The sequence below is a fragment of the Micromonospora noduli genome (genome assembly GCF_003264475.1).
In the GTDB taxonomy this organism is placed as follows: domain Bacteria; phylum Actinomycetota; class Actinomycetes; order Mycobacteriales; family Micromonosporaceae; genus Micromonospora; species Micromonospora noduli.
In genome coordinates, this window is the sequence record NZ_PYAC01000042.1 from 183,116 (window position 1) to 198,342 (window position 15,227).

At 71.2% G+C, this 15,227-nt stretch carries 14 protein-coding genes; 7 read left to right on the forward strand and 7 right to left on the reverse strand.

Annotated elements, in window-relative coordinates; genetic code table 11:
* Positions 1–9: 9 nt before the first annotated feature.
* Positions 10–1,209, reverse strand: coding sequence for an acetyl-CoA C-acetyltransferase (locus MED15_RS29820; RefSeq protein ID WP_112737544.1), 1,200 nt, complete (start codon positions 1,207–1,209; stop codon positions 10–12).
* Between the two features lie 61 nt (positions 1,210–1,270).
* On the opposite strand from MED15_RS29820, the gene mce reads away from it, so the two are divergent.
* The 4 genes from mce (at position 1,271) to MED15_RS29840 (ending at position 7,376) form a co-directional block, all read left to right on the forward strand.
* The gene (gene mce, locus MED15_RS29825) at positions 1,271–1,747 is read left to right on the forward strand and encodes a methylmalonyl-CoA epimerase (protein ID WP_091405814.1); all 477 of its coding nucleotides are present in this window, start codon (positions 1,271–1,273) and stop codon (positions 1,745–1,747) included.
* A 330-nt stretch (positions 1,748–2,077) separates the two neighbouring features.
* On the forward strand, positions 2,078–3,433 hold the full coding sequence (gene ccrA, locus MED15_RS29830) for a crotonyl-CoA carboxylase/reductase (protein WP_112584057.1): 1,356 nt from the start codon (positions 2,078–2,080) through the stop codon (positions 3,431–3,433).
* Between the two features lie 387 nt (positions 3,434–3,820).
* Complete coding sequence (locus MED15_RS29835; RefSeq protein WP_091405818.1) at positions 3,821–5,086, forward strand: DivIVA domain-containing protein; 1,266 nt, start codon at positions 3,821–3,823, stop codon at positions 5,084–5,086.
* Positions 5,087–5,264: 178 nt separating this feature from the next.
* The gene (locus tag MED15_RS29840) at positions 5,265–7,376 is read left to right on the forward strand and encodes a coiled-coil domain-containing protein (RefSeq protein WP_112697988.1); all 2,112 of its coding nucleotides are present in this window, start codon (positions 5,265–5,267) and stop codon (positions 7,374–7,376) included.
* Between the two features lie 72 nt (positions 7,377–7,448).
* Here MED15_RS29840 and MED15_RS29845 read toward each other — a convergent pair whose 3' ends face one another.
* Positions 7,449–8,423, reverse strand: a complete 975-nt coding sequence (locus MED15_RS29845; RefSeq protein WP_112697989.1) for a PDDEXK family nuclease — start codon at positions 8,421–8,423, stop codon at positions 7,449–7,451.
* Positions 8,424–8,842: 419 nt separating this feature from the next.
* Here MED15_RS29845 and MED15_RS29855 point away from each other — a divergent pair, with 419 nt between their 5' ends.
* From MED15_RS29855 to MED15_RS29865, 3 genes are all read left to right on the forward strand, one after another.
* A complete protein-coding gene (locus tag MED15_RS29855) occupies positions 8,843–8,980 on the forward strand; it encodes a hypothetical protein (RefSeq protein ID WP_181518391.1) in 138 nt (45 codons plus the stop codon).
* Positions 8,980–9,168, forward strand: coding sequence for a DUF397 domain-containing protein (locus MED15_RS29860; RefSeq protein WP_112584043.1), 189 nt, complete (start codon positions 8,980–8,982; stop codon positions 9,166–9,168). Before MED15_RS29855 ends, MED15_RS29860 begins: the two co-directional genes overlap by 1 nt.
* A gap of 165 nt (positions 9,169–9,333) precedes the next feature.
* Positions 9,334–10,434 (forward strand): AI-2E family transporter, encoded by a 1,101-nt coding sequence (locus tag MED15_RS29865; RefSeq protein ID WP_112601161.1) that lies wholly within the window; start codon positions 9,334–9,336, stop codon positions 10,432–10,434.
* Between the two features lie 46 nt (positions 10,435–10,480).
* On the opposite strand, the gene MED15_RS29870 is transcribed toward MED15_RS29865, so the two are convergent.
* From MED15_RS29870 to MED15_RS29890, 5 genes are all read right to left on the reverse strand, one after another.
* A complete protein-coding gene (locus MED15_RS29870) occupies positions 10,481–11,290 on the reverse strand; it encodes an alpha/beta hydrolase (protein WP_112737546.1) in 810 nt (269 codons plus the stop codon).
* A 118-nt stretch (positions 11,291–11,408) separates the two neighbouring features.
* Positions 11,409–11,738, reverse strand: a complete 330-nt coding sequence (locus MED15_RS29875) for an ATP/GTP-binding protein (RefSeq protein WP_112584055.1) — start codon at positions 11,736–11,738, stop codon at positions 11,409–11,411.
* 11 nt (positions 11,739–11,749) lie between these two features.
* Positions 11,750–12,904, reverse strand: a complete 1,155-nt coding sequence (locus MED15_RS29880; RefSeq protein WP_112601159.1) for a hypothetical protein — start codon at positions 12,902–12,904, stop codon at positions 11,750–11,752.
* A complete protein-coding gene (locus tag MED15_RS29885) occupies positions 12,901–13,395 on the reverse strand; it encodes a SigE family RNA polymerase sigma factor (protein WP_112584039.1) in 495 nt (164 codons plus the stop codon). Before MED15_RS29885 ends, MED15_RS29880 begins: the two co-directional genes overlap by 4 nt.
* Positions 13,396–13,436: 41 nt before the next feature.
* The gene (locus MED15_RS29890) at positions 13,437–15,227 is read right to left on the reverse strand and encodes a 3-hydroxyacyl-CoA dehydrogenase family protein (RefSeq protein ID WP_112737548.1); all 1,791 of its coding nucleotides are present in this window, start codon (positions 15,225–15,227) and stop codon (positions 13,437–13,439) included.

The following is a 15,227-nucleotide window of genomic DNA, read 5'->3' on the forward strand; positions in this document are numbered from 1 at the left end:
TCCTCGCGCTCACTGGCTGGTCTCGGCCTTGCCCGGCACGTGGATGATCAGCGCGTCGCCCTGGCCACCGCCGCCACACAGCGCGGCCGCGCCGGTGCCACCGCCACGCCGCTTCAACTCCAGGGCGAGGGTGAGCACGAGACGCGCGCCGGACATGCCGATCGGGTGCCCCAGCGCGATCGCGCCGCCGTTGACGTTGACCTTGTCCGGGCTGATCCCGAGGTCCCGGGTGGACTGGACACCGACCTGCGCGAACGCCTCATTGATCTCGATGAGGTCCAGGTCCGCAACGCTCAGGCCACCCTTCTTCAGGGCGTGGTTGATGGCGTTGGACGGCTGCGAGTGCAGGGAGTTGTCCGGGCCCGCCACGTTGCCGTGCGCACCGATCTCGGCCAGCCAGGTCAGCCCCAGCTCCTTCGCCTTGGCCTTGCTCATCACGAGCACCGCGGCGGCGCCGTCGGAGATCGGCGACGAACTGCCGGCGGTGATGGTGCCGTCCTTGGCGAAGGCGGGGCGCAGCTTGGCCAGCGACTCGACTGTGGTGTCCGGGCGGATGCCCTCGTCCTCGCTGATCACCAGCGGGTCACCCTTGCGCTGCGGGATGACCACCGGGGCGATCTCGTCGGCGAAGTGGCCGTTCTTCTGCGCTGCGGCGGCCCGCTGGTGGCTGGCGGCGGCGAAGGCGTCCTGCTCCGCGCGGGAGATGCCGTGCTTGGCACCGAGCCGCTCGGTCGACTCGCCCATCGAGCAGCAGTCCCAGGCGTCGCTGAGCCCGTCGTGTGCCATGTGGTCCTTGACCACCACGTCGCCGTACTTGTAGCCGGTGCGCTGGCCCATCAGCAGGTGCGGGGCGTTGGTCATCGACTCCATGCCACCGGCCACCACGATGTCGAACTCGCCGGCCCGGATCAACTGGTCGGCAAGGGCGATCGCGTCCAGGCCGGAGAGGCAGACCTTGTTGATGGTCAGCGCCGGCACGGACATCGGCACGCCGGCCTCGACCGCCGCCTGCCGAGCCGGGATCTGACCGGTGCCGGCCTGCAACACCTGCCCCATGATCACGTACTGGACCTGGTCCGGGCTGACGCCGGCACGCTCCAGCGCCGCCTTGATGGCGATCCCGCCGAGCTTCGTGGCCGGGAGGTCCTTGAGGTTGCCCAGCAGCCGGCCCATCGGGGTCCGCGCGCCGCTGACGATCACCGAAGCCATGCCTGCCTCCGAAGGGGTGCCGAGCTGTACGCCTTAACGATTGTTCGGCCAGACTAGCGCCATGGCAGAGAACTCCCCCGTCGAGCCCGGTGCGGACTACGTCACAGACATCGGGCTTCGCAAGATTGACCACGTCGGGATCGCCGTGGCCGACCTCGACGCCGCGATCGACTTCTACCAGCGGACGTTCGGGATGCGCTGCGTCCACGTGGAGACCAACACCGAGCAGGGCGTTCGGGAAGCGATGCTGGCCGTCGGGCCCACCACCGAGGGTGGCTGCGTGCAGCTGCTCGCCCCGCTCACCCCGGAGTCGACCATCGCGAAGTTCCTGGACCGCAACGGGCCGGGCGTGCAGCAGGTCGCGTACACCGTGGTGGACATCGACGTGGCCTGCGCGGCGCTACGTGAGCGCGGCATGCGCCTGCTCTACGACGCTCCGAGGCGTGGCACCGCGGACAGCCGGATCAACTTCGTGCACCCCAAGGATGCCGGTGGCGTCCTCGTCGAACTGGTCCAACCCGCCCCCACCCCCCACTGACCCTCCGGCCCCACCCCCACCCCTCGTTGATCAAGAGGTTTGCGTCATCCCGCGCCGCAGAGATGACCGAAAGCTCTTGATCAACGAGAGGCGGCGTCCGGTGCGCGCACGTCAGTGCGCGGTTGGCGGGGTGGTTGGACACCTTCACGCATCGGCGGATGCAGTTTTTCACAGAGGGCTTCCCGGCCTAGCTACCGTTCAGTAACGTCCGGCCCCACAGGAGCGCGACCGGTGCCGGATGTGTCGAATGCCGACATGGCGGTCGTGCCCACCGGCGCCGACGATGGCAGCACCCGGGCCCGTGCGGGTGCGGATGAACCGGAGGTCACCGTGCAGGACATCCTCGAAGCGATCATGGCGGCGGAGGAATCGAACGATCCGGACCGCGAACTCGCCGGCCTCGCCGGGCTGCCCGTACCGGAGAGCTACCGGGGCGTGGTGGTCCGCGCCGAGGAGGCCCGGATGTTCGACGGCATGGCCACCCGGGACAAGGACCCGCGCAAGGCCCTGCACGTGCAGGAGGTGCCGACGCCGGAGCTGGCGCCGGGCGAGGCGCTGGTCGCGGTGATGGCCAGCGCGATCAACTACAACACGGTGTGGACCAGCATCTTCGAGCCGGTGTCCACCTTCAAGTTCCTCCAGCGCTACGGCCGGGTCTCCGAGCTGACCCGTCGGCACGACCTGCCGTACCACGTGGTCGGCTCGGACGCGGCCGGCGTGGTGCTGCGCACCGGCCCGGGGGTGACCCGGTGGGCCGCCGGCGACGAGGTGGTCGCGCACTGCCTCTCCGTGGAGCTGGAGGACGCGGCCGGGCACGACGACACCATGCTCGACCCGCAACAGCGGATCTGGGGCTTCGAGACGAACTTCGGCGGGCTGGCCGAGCTGGCCATCGTCAAGGCCAACCAGCTGATGCCCAAGCCGCGGCACCTGAGCTGGGAGGAGGCGGCCAGCCCGGGGCTGGTCAACTCCACCGCGTACCGGCAGCTCGTCTCGCACCACGGCGCCAACATGAAGCAGGGCGACGTCGTGCTGATCTGGGGTGCCTCTGGCGGCCTCGGCGGTTACGCCACCCAGATGGCGCTCAACGGCGGCGCGATTCCGGTCTGCGTGGTGTCCTCGCCGGAGAAGGCCGAGCTGTGCCGCAAGATGGGCGCGGAGCTGGTCATCGACCGGGCCGCGGAGGGCTTCCGCTTCTGGAAGGACGAGGAGACCCAGGACCCGGACGAGTGGCGGCGCTTCGGCGAACGGATTCGCGAGCTGACCAGCGGCGAGGACCCGGACATCGTGTTCGAGCACCCGGGTCGGGAGACGTTCGGCGCCAGCGTCTACGTGGCCCGGCGCGGTGGGACCATCGTCACCTGCGCCTCCACCAGCGGCTTCCTGCACCAGTACGACAACCGCTACCTGTGGATGCACCTCAAGCGGATCGTGGGCAGCCACTTCGCCAACTACCACGAGGCGTGGCAGGCCAATCGCCTGGTCGCGCTCGGCAAGGTGCACCCCACGGTCTCCCGCACCTACCCGCTGGAGCAGACCGGCCAGGCCGCGTACGAGGTGCACCGCAACGCCCACCAGGGCAAGGTCGGCGTGCGCTGCCTCGCACCGACTGACGGGCTGGGCGTGCGCGACGGGGAGTTGCGGGCCCGGCACGAGGACGCGATCAACCGGTTCCGGGGGCACTGAGCGGCACCGCCGGTCCGGGGTCACTGAGCGGCGCTGCCGGCCCGGGGTCACTGACCGGCGCCGCCGGCCCTCGGGGGCACCGACCGGCGTCCGGAGCGCCGGGGCGGGTCCCGGCCGGACGGTGGAACGCTGGATGACCATTGCGCTGATCGCTCATTGTTCTTCCGCCCCCATTAGCGGATAAGCCACCCGGATCGAACAAAGGGCCTCGGGGTAACCCCGGGGCCCTTTTCCGCGTCACGCTGCGTGGCGTCCGACCCGCCGGGACCTGCCAAGATCGCCGATTGGTCCAACCTGGCCGATCGCGGGAGTTGACCATGTAAAGAGGGCACGAAAGCTTCGCACCGCTCTTGCGAAGCACCCTGGGGCGTCTGCCAGTATGTCCCAATGCCCCAGCAGCAGTCCTCCCCTCTCGCGTTCTTCGATAACGCGAACTCGCAGCCAGATTTCACCGTTGGCCTGCGCGGATACAACACTCATCAGGTCGACGACTTCCTCGGCCGGATGACCGCCGCGCTGACCCAGTCCGAGCAGGCCCGTGCCGAGGCCGAGCAGCGGATGAACGACGCCCAGCGTCGGCTCCGCCAGGCCGAGCAGCGCATGAGTGCGCTGGAGCAGAAGCTCACCGACACGAACAAGCAGCTCGAAGAGAACAGCCGACCCACCCTCTCCGGGCTCGGCACGCGCGTTGAGCAGATCCTCCGGCTCGCCGAGGAGCAGGCCAACGACCACCGCAACGAGGCCAAGCGCGAGTCGGAGGGCATCCTCTCCGCCGCCCGCCTCGAGGCCCGCGAGATCACCGACAAGGCCCGCGCCGAGGCCGCCGCCATGAAGGCGAGCGCCGAGCGCGAGGCGGGCAACCTGCGTACGGCCGCCGAGCGGGAGGCCGCCGAGGTCCGGGTGCAGGCACGCCGCGAGGCCGACACGCTGCGCGCCGACGCCGACCGGGAGACCAAGCAGCTGCGTACGGTCACCGCGCACGAGGTGGCCGAGCTGAAGTCGACAGTCGAGCGGGAGGTCGCCACCCTGCGGGCCACCGCCGAGCGGGAGATCACCCAGCAGCGGGCGAAGGCCGCCCGCGAAGCTGAGGAGAAGCGCGCCGAGGCGACCAAGCTGCTCACCGATGCGCGCGACAAGCGCGACAAGGACCTGCAGGCCCTGGAGCTCCAGCTGGCCGAGCGGCGGGAGAAGGCCGAGCGCGAGGAGTCCGAGCGGCACGCCGCGCAGGTCGCGCAGACCCAGAAGATGGTCAGCGAGGCCGAGCAGCGTGCCCGGGCCGCGCAGGAGCGGGCCAAGGAGATCGAGCAGCGCGCCGAGGCGCGGCGGGTCGAGTCGGAGCGCAACGCCGCCGAGACTGTCGACAAGGCCAAGGCCCACTCGGAGAAGACCCTCAACGAGGCGAAGGCCGAGTCGCAGCGCCTGCTCACCGAGGCCCGCACCGAGGCGGAGCTGACCACGCAGGCCGCCCGCCGCGAGGTCGAGGACCTCACCCGGCAGAAGGACGCTGTCACGTCGCAGCTGGGTCAGATGCTCTCCGGCCTCGCCGGCATCGTTCCGGGAATGCCGGCGCAGGCCGCTCCGGCTGCCAAGCCGGAGGCAGCAAAGAAGACCGATGGCGGTCAGGAGCGGGTGCCCGCGGAGACCGCCGGCTGACGCGAGGGCGTCAGGTCGGGGCATCGACGGCGCGAGGTGACACCGGGTAACCGGTGCCACCTCGCGCCGTATGCGTTTCCTAACCCCTGGTATTCGCTGACCGCAACGGAGTGAAGTAGCTCCCACAAGGCCCGTCCGTATCGCCCCAGCAGGGCCCGTTGCGTGTGAGGATGGGGGCATGTCGCACGGCGAGGAACTGTTCGCTCTCGGCGGGGACGTGACGACGGAGCCCAGCTTCGAGTCCGCTCTGCGGGGGTATGAGAAGAAACAGGTCGACCGTTATGTCGCACGTGCTGAGCACGAGATCGCGACCCTCGCCTCCGAACGGGAACAGGCGTACACACAGATCCACAAGCTCGCCGGCCAGGTCGAGGTTCTCCAGCGCGACCTGACCCAGGTGCGCAAGCAGATGAACGTGGTCGACCGGGCGTCGTTCCGGCACCTCGGCCCGCGGGTCGAGTCGATCCTCACTCTCGCTGAGGAGCAGGCCGAGCAGATCCTCGCCGACGCGAACGGGGAGATCGAGGCGCGTCGTGCCGCGGCCGAGCACATCATCGAGGAGGCCCGCGAGCAGGCCGCGCGGGCTCTGAAGGACTTCGAGATCGCCCTCGCCGCCCGACGCGCGGAGGAGGAGCGGCACAGCGCCGCCCAGCGGGCCGAGGCGGACGCGACCCTGCGGGCGGCCAAGGACGAGTCGGCGCAGTTGCGCAAGGCGGCGCAGGACGCGCTGGCGAAGGCCCAGCAGGAGGCCACCCAGCTGCGGGATTCCGCCAAGGAGATCCACACCCGGGCCCAGCAGGAGGCCACCAAGCTGCGCGAGACGGCCCGCGAGACGCTGGCCAACGCCCGGCAGGAGGCCAGCGATCTGCGGGATGCCGCCAAGGAGGTGCACGCCAAGGCGCTTCAGGAGGCCAAGCGGCTCACCGACACGGCGACCGAGGCCGGTCGGGCCACCCATGCCAAGGCGCAGCAGGAGGCCAAGCAGATCATCGACGACGCGTCGATGGCGGGTCGGGCCACCCGCGCGAAGGCGCAGCAGGAGGCCGAGCGGCTGACGACGCAGGCCACCGAGTCGGCGAAGCGCAGCCGCGCCGAGACCGAGGCGTACGTGCAGCGAATGCGCACCGAGACCGAGGCGTACGTGCAGCACACCCGGGCACAGACCCAGCAGGAGCTGGGCGCGTGGCGGGCCGGGGTGGAGCAGGAGGTCAACTCCCGTCGGGAGGCGGCCGACCGGGAGTTGGCGCAGCGACGGTCCGCGGCCGAGCAGGAGTTCGCCAAGCGCCGCGACGAGCTGGACAAGCAACACGCGGCGCGCCAGCAGGAGCTGGAGGCTGGGCTCGCCAGCCGTCAGCAGGAGCTGGAGAACGGGTTCACCACCCGTCGGGACGAGCTGGAAAACGAATACTCCACCCGGAAGAACGAGCTGGAGACCGAGTACACGGCTCGCAAGAACGAGATCGAGCAGGGCGCGGCCGGCGTCCGCCAGGCGGCCGAGCAGGACGCGGCGGCGCTGCGCCAGCGGTCCGAGGCGGAGGCCGCCGAGCTGCTGAGCCGGGCCGAGACCGAGGCCAGCGACAAGCGCCGCAAGGCCGACGAGCATGTCGCTGCGTCGCGGCGGCAGTTCGAGGAGTACGCGGCCACCACGCAGCAGCACCTTGCCACCACTCAGCAGCACCTGGCGGCGACCCAGCAGGAGTCGGCGGCGGGCCGTCAGCAGTTGGCCCAGGTGATGTTGGAGATCGCCCAGGCCCAGCAGCAGTTGGCGGATCTGCGGCAGGAGACCTGGAAGGCGCGGCAGGAGTCCGACGAGCTCCAGCGTCAGATGTCCGAGCTGCGGTTGCAGAGTGTCGCCGGTCCGATCGACGGGCCGACCGCGCCGGCCGGAGACGCCAGCGCGAACGGAGACGTGCCCGGTGGTGGGGACGACGGCGTGAGCGTTTCCGCCGGCGCGGCCGCGGGTTCGGGTACGGGCACCGGGGGTTCGGGTACGGGCACCGGGCTGAAGACGGAGCCCGCCGACACCAGGCAGCCGGTGAACGCAGGCGCGGAAGAGTCCGGGCAGTCCACGACCCGGCCGGTGGCCGAGCCGGTGACCACCGTGGATGGCGGGACGGCGAGCGCCGGGGTGGACGGGGAGCCGACCGTGGCCGCCGTTCCGGGCGAGGGTGGCCGGGGCGCCAAGCCCACCAAGATCACTAGCACCGGTGAGAACGGCAAGCGACCCAGCAAGCCGACCACCGACGAGCGCAGCGCCAAGCCCAGCAAGGTCACCATCGACAAGGAGTGACGGGCACCCGCCCGCCGAAGCTTCGAAATCTTGGACACTTTCCGTCAACCGCCGACGGAAAGTGTCCAAGATTCATTTCTGCGTCGGGTGGCGTAGGGGCGGGGCGGGGGTCCAGCCGGCTGCGATGAGGGCGCGTCGGACGGTGTCGGCGACCTCGTCCGGGCGGGCGCGGACCAGCCAGGCCGGGAAGCGCAGAATGCGGTCGCCGCTGTTCCAGACGTCGTTCTGTGGACGCATGTCGGCCGCCCACTGCTTGACGTCCATGTGGTGCGCGCCGTCGATCTCCACCTGCACCCGCCACTCCCGCCAGTACGCGTCCAGCCAGCGGTTCCGGCCGGCCGCGTCGACCCGGTGCTCCTGCAGGTCCGGGGCGGGCAGCCGGTGCCGGCGGCACAGCCGCAGGAAGTCGATCTCCGAGAGCGCCTGTGCGCCGCCCGCGATGTCGCTGATGGTCAGCCCGATCAGCCGCCGACGGAGGGCTCGAGGGAGGACGTCGAGCACCGCCTGCAACTCCTCGGGCAGCACCCGGCGTTGCTGGCAACCGGCGGCCAGAACCGACTGCGCCTCGTCCACGCCGGCCGCCCAGCCCGCCGCGTCCACCAGGGCCCGCGCCGTCGTGGTGCGCGGTGGGCGGGCACGTTGGAGATGGGCCTCGGGGAGAACCGTCGTGCGGTGGACCAGGACGGCGGGCATGTCGATCGGAAGTCGACGCAGGGTGGCCCGCGCGGCACGGCGGGCTGCCGGCACCAGCACGTGCAGCGGCTCGCGTCGCAGTCCTCGTACCCCGGCCTCGGCGGCGGCGGACACCCCGGCCAGCACCGCCCCCGGCCCGGCCGCCAGCACCGCCACCCAGAGTTGTTGGTCGCGGGTGAGTCGGCCGTTGCCGGCCAGCAGGATCCCGCGGCAGATCGACCGCCACCGACCGGAGCGAATCCGGCCCCGCACCCGCCCCTCGCTGGGCAACCCGGCGACCTGCGCGGTCGTCAGCACGCCCGCCTGCTCGAAGGCGAGCCAGTCGAGTGCGTCGGCGTCATCGGCGGGCAGCATCCGGACAGCTTTCGCCGTTACGCGCCGCCCCACCACCAGATCTTGGACAGTTTCCGTTACGGCCTAACGGAAACTGTCCAAGATCTGCACGGATTTGGCGGCGTCCGGGGTGGGTGTGGTCCTCGTCGAACTCCGCCTTGAGCAGCAGCCGGGCTTCCGCGCAGGGCCACTGCCGGCCGTTGGCCCGGCAGCACCGCGCAGGTTGCAGCGGGATGTGCGGCGTCCGCGCGCCGCCGGGTCGGGCAACACGGGGTACGGCCCGAGTCGCGCATTGATGGTCGAGCAGATCGGCCGATGGTCGTCTCGATGCCACCACCGGGCTGCCGTCGGCGAGCCGTTGCTCCACGACCGCCCCCACCGGAGACCTTTCCGGACCGTTCAATCCGGCCCGAGATGCCGACAGTGGTTGGGTGGGGCACATGGAGCACCAGATTGACGGTCTCGTGGTCGATGGCGACCATGAGGTGGCTACGCTGCTGGCGCATTGGGAGATGATCAGAAACGGTGCGTTGTCTCGCCGCCAGTCGATCAAGCTGATGAAGGAAGTTGTGACCTGATGGACCTGACCGGCGCGCTCTGGCGCACGTCCAGCCGTAGCGGCAACGGAGAGTGTGTCGAGGTGGCGGACAATCTGCCCGGGGTCGTGGGGGTGCGGGACAGCAAGGACCCGGCCGGTCCGGTGCTGGTGTTCGCGCCCGCCGCGTGGCGGGCGTTCGTGGCCGTCGCCCGTCGTCCGACGGCCTGAGCCGGGAGGTCCCTGGTGCCACAGCACGACCCGTCCGGCGACGAGCCGGACGTGACCCCCGGTCCCCCGCCAGCGGAAACCCCACAGCCGGCGGAGACGCCACCGTCGGCGGAAGCGCAGCCGACGGAGGCGCAGCCGGCATCGTCAGCGGCAACGCCACCCCCGGTGCCGGTCCCCGTCCCGGGGGTCGACCCGGATGAGCCGCCGGCGGTCCCGTCCGGAAAGTTCGGCACACCGGGGCGGCCACTGCGCCGCAGCAGCTTCCTGCTCGGCTTCACCGGTGCGCTGGGCGTGCTGCTGGCGTACACCCTCTATCTGGGGATTCGCAATGCCGGCGGCATCCTCGTGCTGGTGGTGATCGCGCTCTTCCTCGCGGTCGGCCTCAACCCGGCGGTGGTCCGACTGGGCCGGTGGGGTGTGCCGCACGGCCTGGCGGTGGCGGGGGTCGCCCTGACGGTGGTGCTGCTGCTCTGCGGCGGCATCGTGGCGCTGGTCCCGCCGATCGTCACCCAGTCGGGGCAGTTCATCGACCAGATCCCGAGCTTGCTCGACGAGTTGCGCCGCAACCCGACGGTCAATGACCTGGTGGAGCGGTACGACGTGGTGGAGCGGGTGCAGGGCGCGGCCAACGCGGAGACGGTCGGACGGGCGCTCGGCGGCGTGCTGGGCGGCGCACAACTGATCTTCGGCACGGTGTTCCGGACGCTGACCGTGCTGGTGCTGACCATCTACTTCCTGGCCTACTTCGACAAGCTGCGCTCGCTGGGCTACTCGTTGGTGCCCCGGTCGCGGCGGCAGCGGGTGCAGCTGATCGGTGACGAGATACTGGCCAAGGTTGGCGCCTACATGGTCGGCGCGCTGAGCATCGCGGTGCTGGCCGGCGCGACCACCTTCGTCTTCGCGCTGATCGTCGACCTGCCGTACCCGTTCGCGCTGGCCGTGGTGGTCGCGGTGACCGACCTGATCCCGCAGATCGGCGCCACCCTGGGCGCGGTGATCGTGAGTCTGGTCGGCTTCGCCGCCGACCTGCCCACCGGCATCGCCTGCGCGGTCTTCTTCCTCATCTACCAGCAGGTGGAGAACTACCTCATCTACCCGAAGGTGATGCGGCGTTCGGTGGAGGTCAACGAGGTGGCCGCCCTGCTGGCCGCGCTGCTCGGGGTGGCGCTGCTGGGTGTGGTGGGCGCGCTGATCGCCATCCCCACGGTGGCCGCGCTGCAACTGATCCTGCGCGAGGTGGTGCTGCCCCGCCAGGAGCGCCGCTGAGCGTCAGCCCGCCTGACCGGCGGCCAGGCGCCGGCGGACGGGCGGGTCAGTCCGCCTTGGTGGCGGCCGGGCCGGGGACTGGGGTGTCGGCGAAGGCGGCCACCGTCCGGTCGGCGTACGCGCTGACGTCGCCGGCCTCCATCGGGCCGTCCCAGGTTGTCGGCAGCGGCACCTCGACGACCGGGTTGACCCGCCGGACGATCTCGTCGAGCACCGTCTCCGCGTCGCCCACCCACAGGTGCTTGGCACCCGGAACCCCGACCACCTCGGCCTGCGGCACCGCGGCGAACCGCTCCCGCGCCTCGGTGGGGCGCAGGTAGTCGTCGAACTCCGGCACCAGCGCCACCAGCGGTCGACCCGAGTTGGCCCAGGTGGCCAGGTCCTCGGGGGCGGAGAAGCGCAGCGGCGGCGAGAGCAGGATCGCCCCGGCGATCGCCGGGTCGCAGCCGTACTTCAGCGCCAGGTCGGTGCCGAACGACCAGCCGACGAGCCAGATGTTGGGCAGCTCGGCGAACTCCGCGTACTCGATGGCGGCGGCCACGTCGTACCGCTCGCCCACCGCGCCGTCGAAGGCTCCCTCGCTGGTGCCGCGCACGCTGCTGGTGCCCCGGGTGTTGAACCGCAGCACCGCCAGGTCGGCCAGCGCGGGCAGCCGCCAGGCTGCCTTGCGGAACACGTGGCTGTCCATCATTCCGCCGTGGGTCGGTAGCGGGTGCAGGCAGACCAGGGTGGCCACCGGCGGCCGGTCGGCCGGCAGGGCCAGCTCACCGACCAGTCGCAGACCGTCGGCGGTGTGCAGCTCGATGTCCTCCCGGCGGCCGGGCAGGATCGACGACGCGCGGATCGCTGTGCTCACCGCCCAAGTCTGTCGTGAAGTCGCCGCCGCCGCCCGCCCAGGCACGAACAGGGTGACCCAGGTCGCTACCGGGCAGGTCGCCAAGCCCCTTACGCGGCAGCGCTCCGGGCCTGGTCGCTCAGTAGCGCGGGGAGCCCCGGCCACGCTGCACCGCCGGGCCGCGCCGGTCCCGGGCCTGCCAGCAGCCGCTGTGCCAGTGCCGCCGGTCGGTCAGGTCACCCAGGCCGTCCGCAGGCCAGGCCACCAGGTGCGCCACCCCGGGCCGGATCTCCTGGTTACAGCCGGGGCAGCGGTACGTCTTGACCGACGCGCCCGCGCCGATGCCGCGTACCTGCCAGGCACCGTCGGTCCACTGCTGGACCGAGGCGACGCCCTGCCGGACCCGGTCGGCGTCCAGGTTGGCGTTCTCGTCCCGGCGAGGGCGATTGCGACGGGGGCTCACAGTCACCAAGGTTACGGTCACTCCCAGCTCGCCGGCTCGCCACGGTCGTCGGCGACCCGGAGCCCGCCGATAACCGTGCTGACCTCCGCGTCCGTGGGCGACCGCTCCCAGCGGTTCTCGTGCCCCATGGACAGCAGGGTGTTCGGAATGCCGAGCACGTGCCAGAAGTCGCCCATGTCGAACACCGGCCTGCCGGCGATCCTGCGATTGGCCTTGGCCCGGTCGGGCGAGGATGGGCGGGGTAAGTAGGTGAGCCGCACCGGCAAGGTGGCGGCGCCCTGGAGAGCGACAGTCAACGCCGCTTCGGTGTGGTCCGAAGCCGCAACGGCCATCTGGGTCGGCGTCGTCATTCCCCCCACGTTCACGATGCGGGGCCAGGACAGTTGCCGCACCGCCACCTCGCACGCGCTGATCCGGGCACCCGGGGGCAGAGCGGTCAGTTGGATCGGCGCGACACAGCGGCGGGCTTCGTCGAACCGGAGCGCCGCCGCCGCCCGGCGGACCTCGGCGCCGGTCTCCCCGAGAGCCGCGACCCGGACGTACAGGCCCGGGACGGGCTGCCAGCGCAGCACCCAACCCTTCGTGACCCTGTCGAGCTGACGGATCACCCCGTTGTACCTCGATGCGGCGTCGAGGCCCTGGCCGGGCGAGGCAAGGTCCTTGTCGCTGGTGACGGCGCCCGCTTTGTCGGGGCCGATGTCACGAAGCTGGCTCGGATCACCGATCTCGGCGGTCCGTGGGTCCGCGGCAACGATCACCATCGCCTGCACGCCGTCACCCAGGTCCAGTCGCATGCTCTCGACCTGGGCCGCGGAGCGCCAGGCGACCGGCTTCGCCGCTGTCGGATCGACCCCGAAGTGCAGCAACCGTGGGTCCGTGCCGATCAGGGCGGGGCGCTCCGCTGCCCCCGGAACCCCCGGTGCCCGAGGCGGTGTGACCACTACCGGGCTGGGCGTGACGGCCGGCTGCGGCGGCGCGGCCGACGGCGTACGCACTGCCACACCGGCCCCGAGCAGCACCGCGACACCGAGGGCTGCCCCGATGACGGCACGTCGCCGCCGCCGACGGGCCCGTCCCCCGTTCACCGCTGCCGTCAGCAGGCTGTTGGTGTCCACGGGCCCGTCGGCCTGCTCCCGGAGTGCCCTGGCGATCCGCTCGTCGAGGTCGGTCACGGCCGGCTCCCGTTCGTCGTGGGAACGCCGTGGCGCTCCCGCAGCTGGCTGAGCGCCCGCATCGCGTGGGTGCGGACGGTGACCGGGGAACAGCCGAGAATCTGGGCGATCGTCGGGTCGTCGAGGTCCTCGTAGTAGCGCAACACGAGCACCGCGCGCTGCCGGTCGGGCAGGCCGAGGATCAGCCGCCACATCTCGTCCCGGTCGGCCGCATCGCCGCCCAGGTCCCCGCGCCCCGGCCGGTCGGCGAACTCGGCAGTGGCCAACTCCCTGCTGGATCGGCGGCGCCACCAGGAGGTGTTGGCGTTGACCAGCATCCGGCGCACGTAGACGTCCGGGTGGTCGGCGCGGGCGATTTTCCGCCAGTGCACGTAGGCGCGCGCCAACACGTCCTGGGTGAGGTCCTCGGCGCGGTGTTCGTCACCGGTCAGCAGCCGGGCCAGCCGGACGAGCGCCGGCCCGCGCGTGCTGACGTATTCCTCGAAGGTCACACCACTCAGACGCCGTCACCGGCGCCCACTGTTGACACCGGTCAGCGGTGCGAGTGGTCGCGGAAGCCGCGGCGGGTCTTGCGGCCCAGGTAGCCGGCGGTGACCAGGTGCTCCAGCAGCGGCGCGGGCGCGAAGCCCGGCTCGCGCAGTTCCAGGTACAGCTCGCGCTGGATGGCCAGGGAGACGTCCAGCCCGACCACGTCGAGCAGCTCGAACGGGCCCATCGGGTAGCCGCAGCCCAACTTCATGGCGTGGTCGATGTCGTCGGCCGTCGAGTAGCTGGCCTCCAGCATCTTCACCGCGTCGTTCAGGTACGGGAAGAGGAGAGCGTTGACGATGAAGCCGGACCGGTCGCCGCAGACCACACCGGTCTTGCCGAGCGCGGCGCAGACGGCGCGGGCGGTGGCGGTGGCCTCCGGGGAGGTGCGGATGGTGCGGACGACCTCGACCAGCGGCATGACCGGGGCCGGGTTGAAGAAGTGCAGCCCCACCACGTCGGCCGGCCGGTGGGTGGCCATCGCCACGTCGATCACCGGCAGCGACGAGGTGGTGGTGGCCAGCACCACGCCCGGCTTGCAGATCTCGTCGAGGCTGGCGAAGAGTGCCTTCTTGACGCTGAGCTCCTCGACGACCGCCTCGACCACCAGGTCGACGTCGGCGAGATGGTCGAGCGTGGCGGACCAGCTGATCCGGCCCAGGGCGGCGTCCCGGTCGGCCTCGGAGAGCTTGCCGCGCACCACGCCCTTGTTCAGCGAGGTCTTCACCGCCTCGCAGACCTTCGCTGACTTCTCCATGCCACGGGTCACCGAGACGACCTCGTAGCCGGCCTTCGCGAAGACCTCGATGATCCCGGTGGCCATCGTTCCGGAGCCGACCACGCCGACCTTCGCGATGGCGCGCGCGCCGTCGGCGAGCGCGCCGTCCGTGGCCAGCGGCGTCGCCTCATCCGGTACGACCACCGGGGAGCCGGGCCGTTCGTAGGTGTAGAAGCCCCGGCCCGACTTCCGGCCGAGCAGCCCTGCCGTCACCATCTGCTTGAGCAGCGGCACCGGGGCGTGGCGGCGGTCCCGCCCGCCGCGCCGGTACATGGTGTCCAGGATCTCGTACGCGGTGTCCAGGCCGATCAGGTCCATCAACGCCAGCGGGCCCATCGGCAGGCCGCAGCCGAGCTTCATGGCGGCGTCGATGTCCTCCCGGGTCGCGTAGTGCGACTCGAACATGCCGACCGCGTGGTTGAGGTAGCCGAAGAGCAACGCGTTGGCGATGAAGCCGGCCCGGTCGTTGATGGTGACGTCGACCTTGCCGAGCCGGGCGCAGAGCGCCTCCACGTCGGCGACCACCTCGGGTGCGGTGACGACAGTGCGGACCACCTCGACCAGCTTCATGACCGGGGCCGGGTTGAAGAAGTGGATGCCGATCACCTGGTTGGGTCGGCTGGTGGCGACGGAGATCTCGGTGACGCTCAACGACGAGGTGTTGGTGGCGAGGATCGTCTCCGGGCGGCAGACCCGGTCCAGTTCCGCGAAGATCCGCTGCTTGAGGTCCAGGTGCTCGGGCACCGCCTCGATGACCAGGTCGACGGAGTGCAGCGCGTCCAGCCCGACCGCGAAGTGCACCCGCTCGTGCAGGGCGTCGCGGTCCGCCTCGGCGAGCTTGCCCTTGGCGACCGCCCGGTCGGTGGAGCCCTTCAGGGTGGCCCGACCGCGCTCCAGCGCCGGCGCGGAGATTTCCACTGCCACCACGTCGATGCCGTTGCGGGCGAAGACCTCGACGATGCCGGCACCCATGGTGCCCAGCCCCACCACACCCACGGTGCTGAACTCGCGCGCCAC

Excerpts from the sequence above, each read along its gene's own strand:
- MED15_RS29820 (WP_112737544.1), bottom strand. The coding sequence starts at position 1,209 with ATGGCTTCGGTGATCGTCAGCGGCGCGCGGACCCCGATGGGCCGGCTG.
- mce (WP_091405814.1), top strand. The coding sequence starts at position 1,271 with ATGGCAGAGAACTCCCCCGTCGAGCCCGGTGCGGACTACGTCACAGAC.
- MED15_RS29835 (WP_091405818.1), top strand. The coding sequence starts at position 3,821 with ATGCCCCAGCAGCAGTCCTCCCCTCTCGCGTTCTTCGATAACGCGAAC.
- MED15_RS29840 (WP_112697988.1), top strand. The coding sequence starts at position 5,265 with ATGTCGCACGGCGAGGAACTGTTCGCTCTCGGCGGGGACGTGACGACG.
- MED15_RS29845 (WP_112697989.1), bottom strand. The coding sequence starts at position 8,423 with ATGCTGCCCGCCGATGACGCCGACGCACTCGACTGGCTCGCCTTCGAG.
- MED15_RS29855 (WP_181518391.1), top strand. The coding sequence starts at position 8,843 with ATGGAGCACCAGATTGACGGTCTCGTGGTCGATGGCGACCATGAGGTG.
- MED15_RS29860 (WP_112584043.1), top strand. The coding sequence starts at position 8,980 with ATGGACCTGACCGGCGCGCTCTGGCGCACGTCCAGCCGTAGCGGCAAC.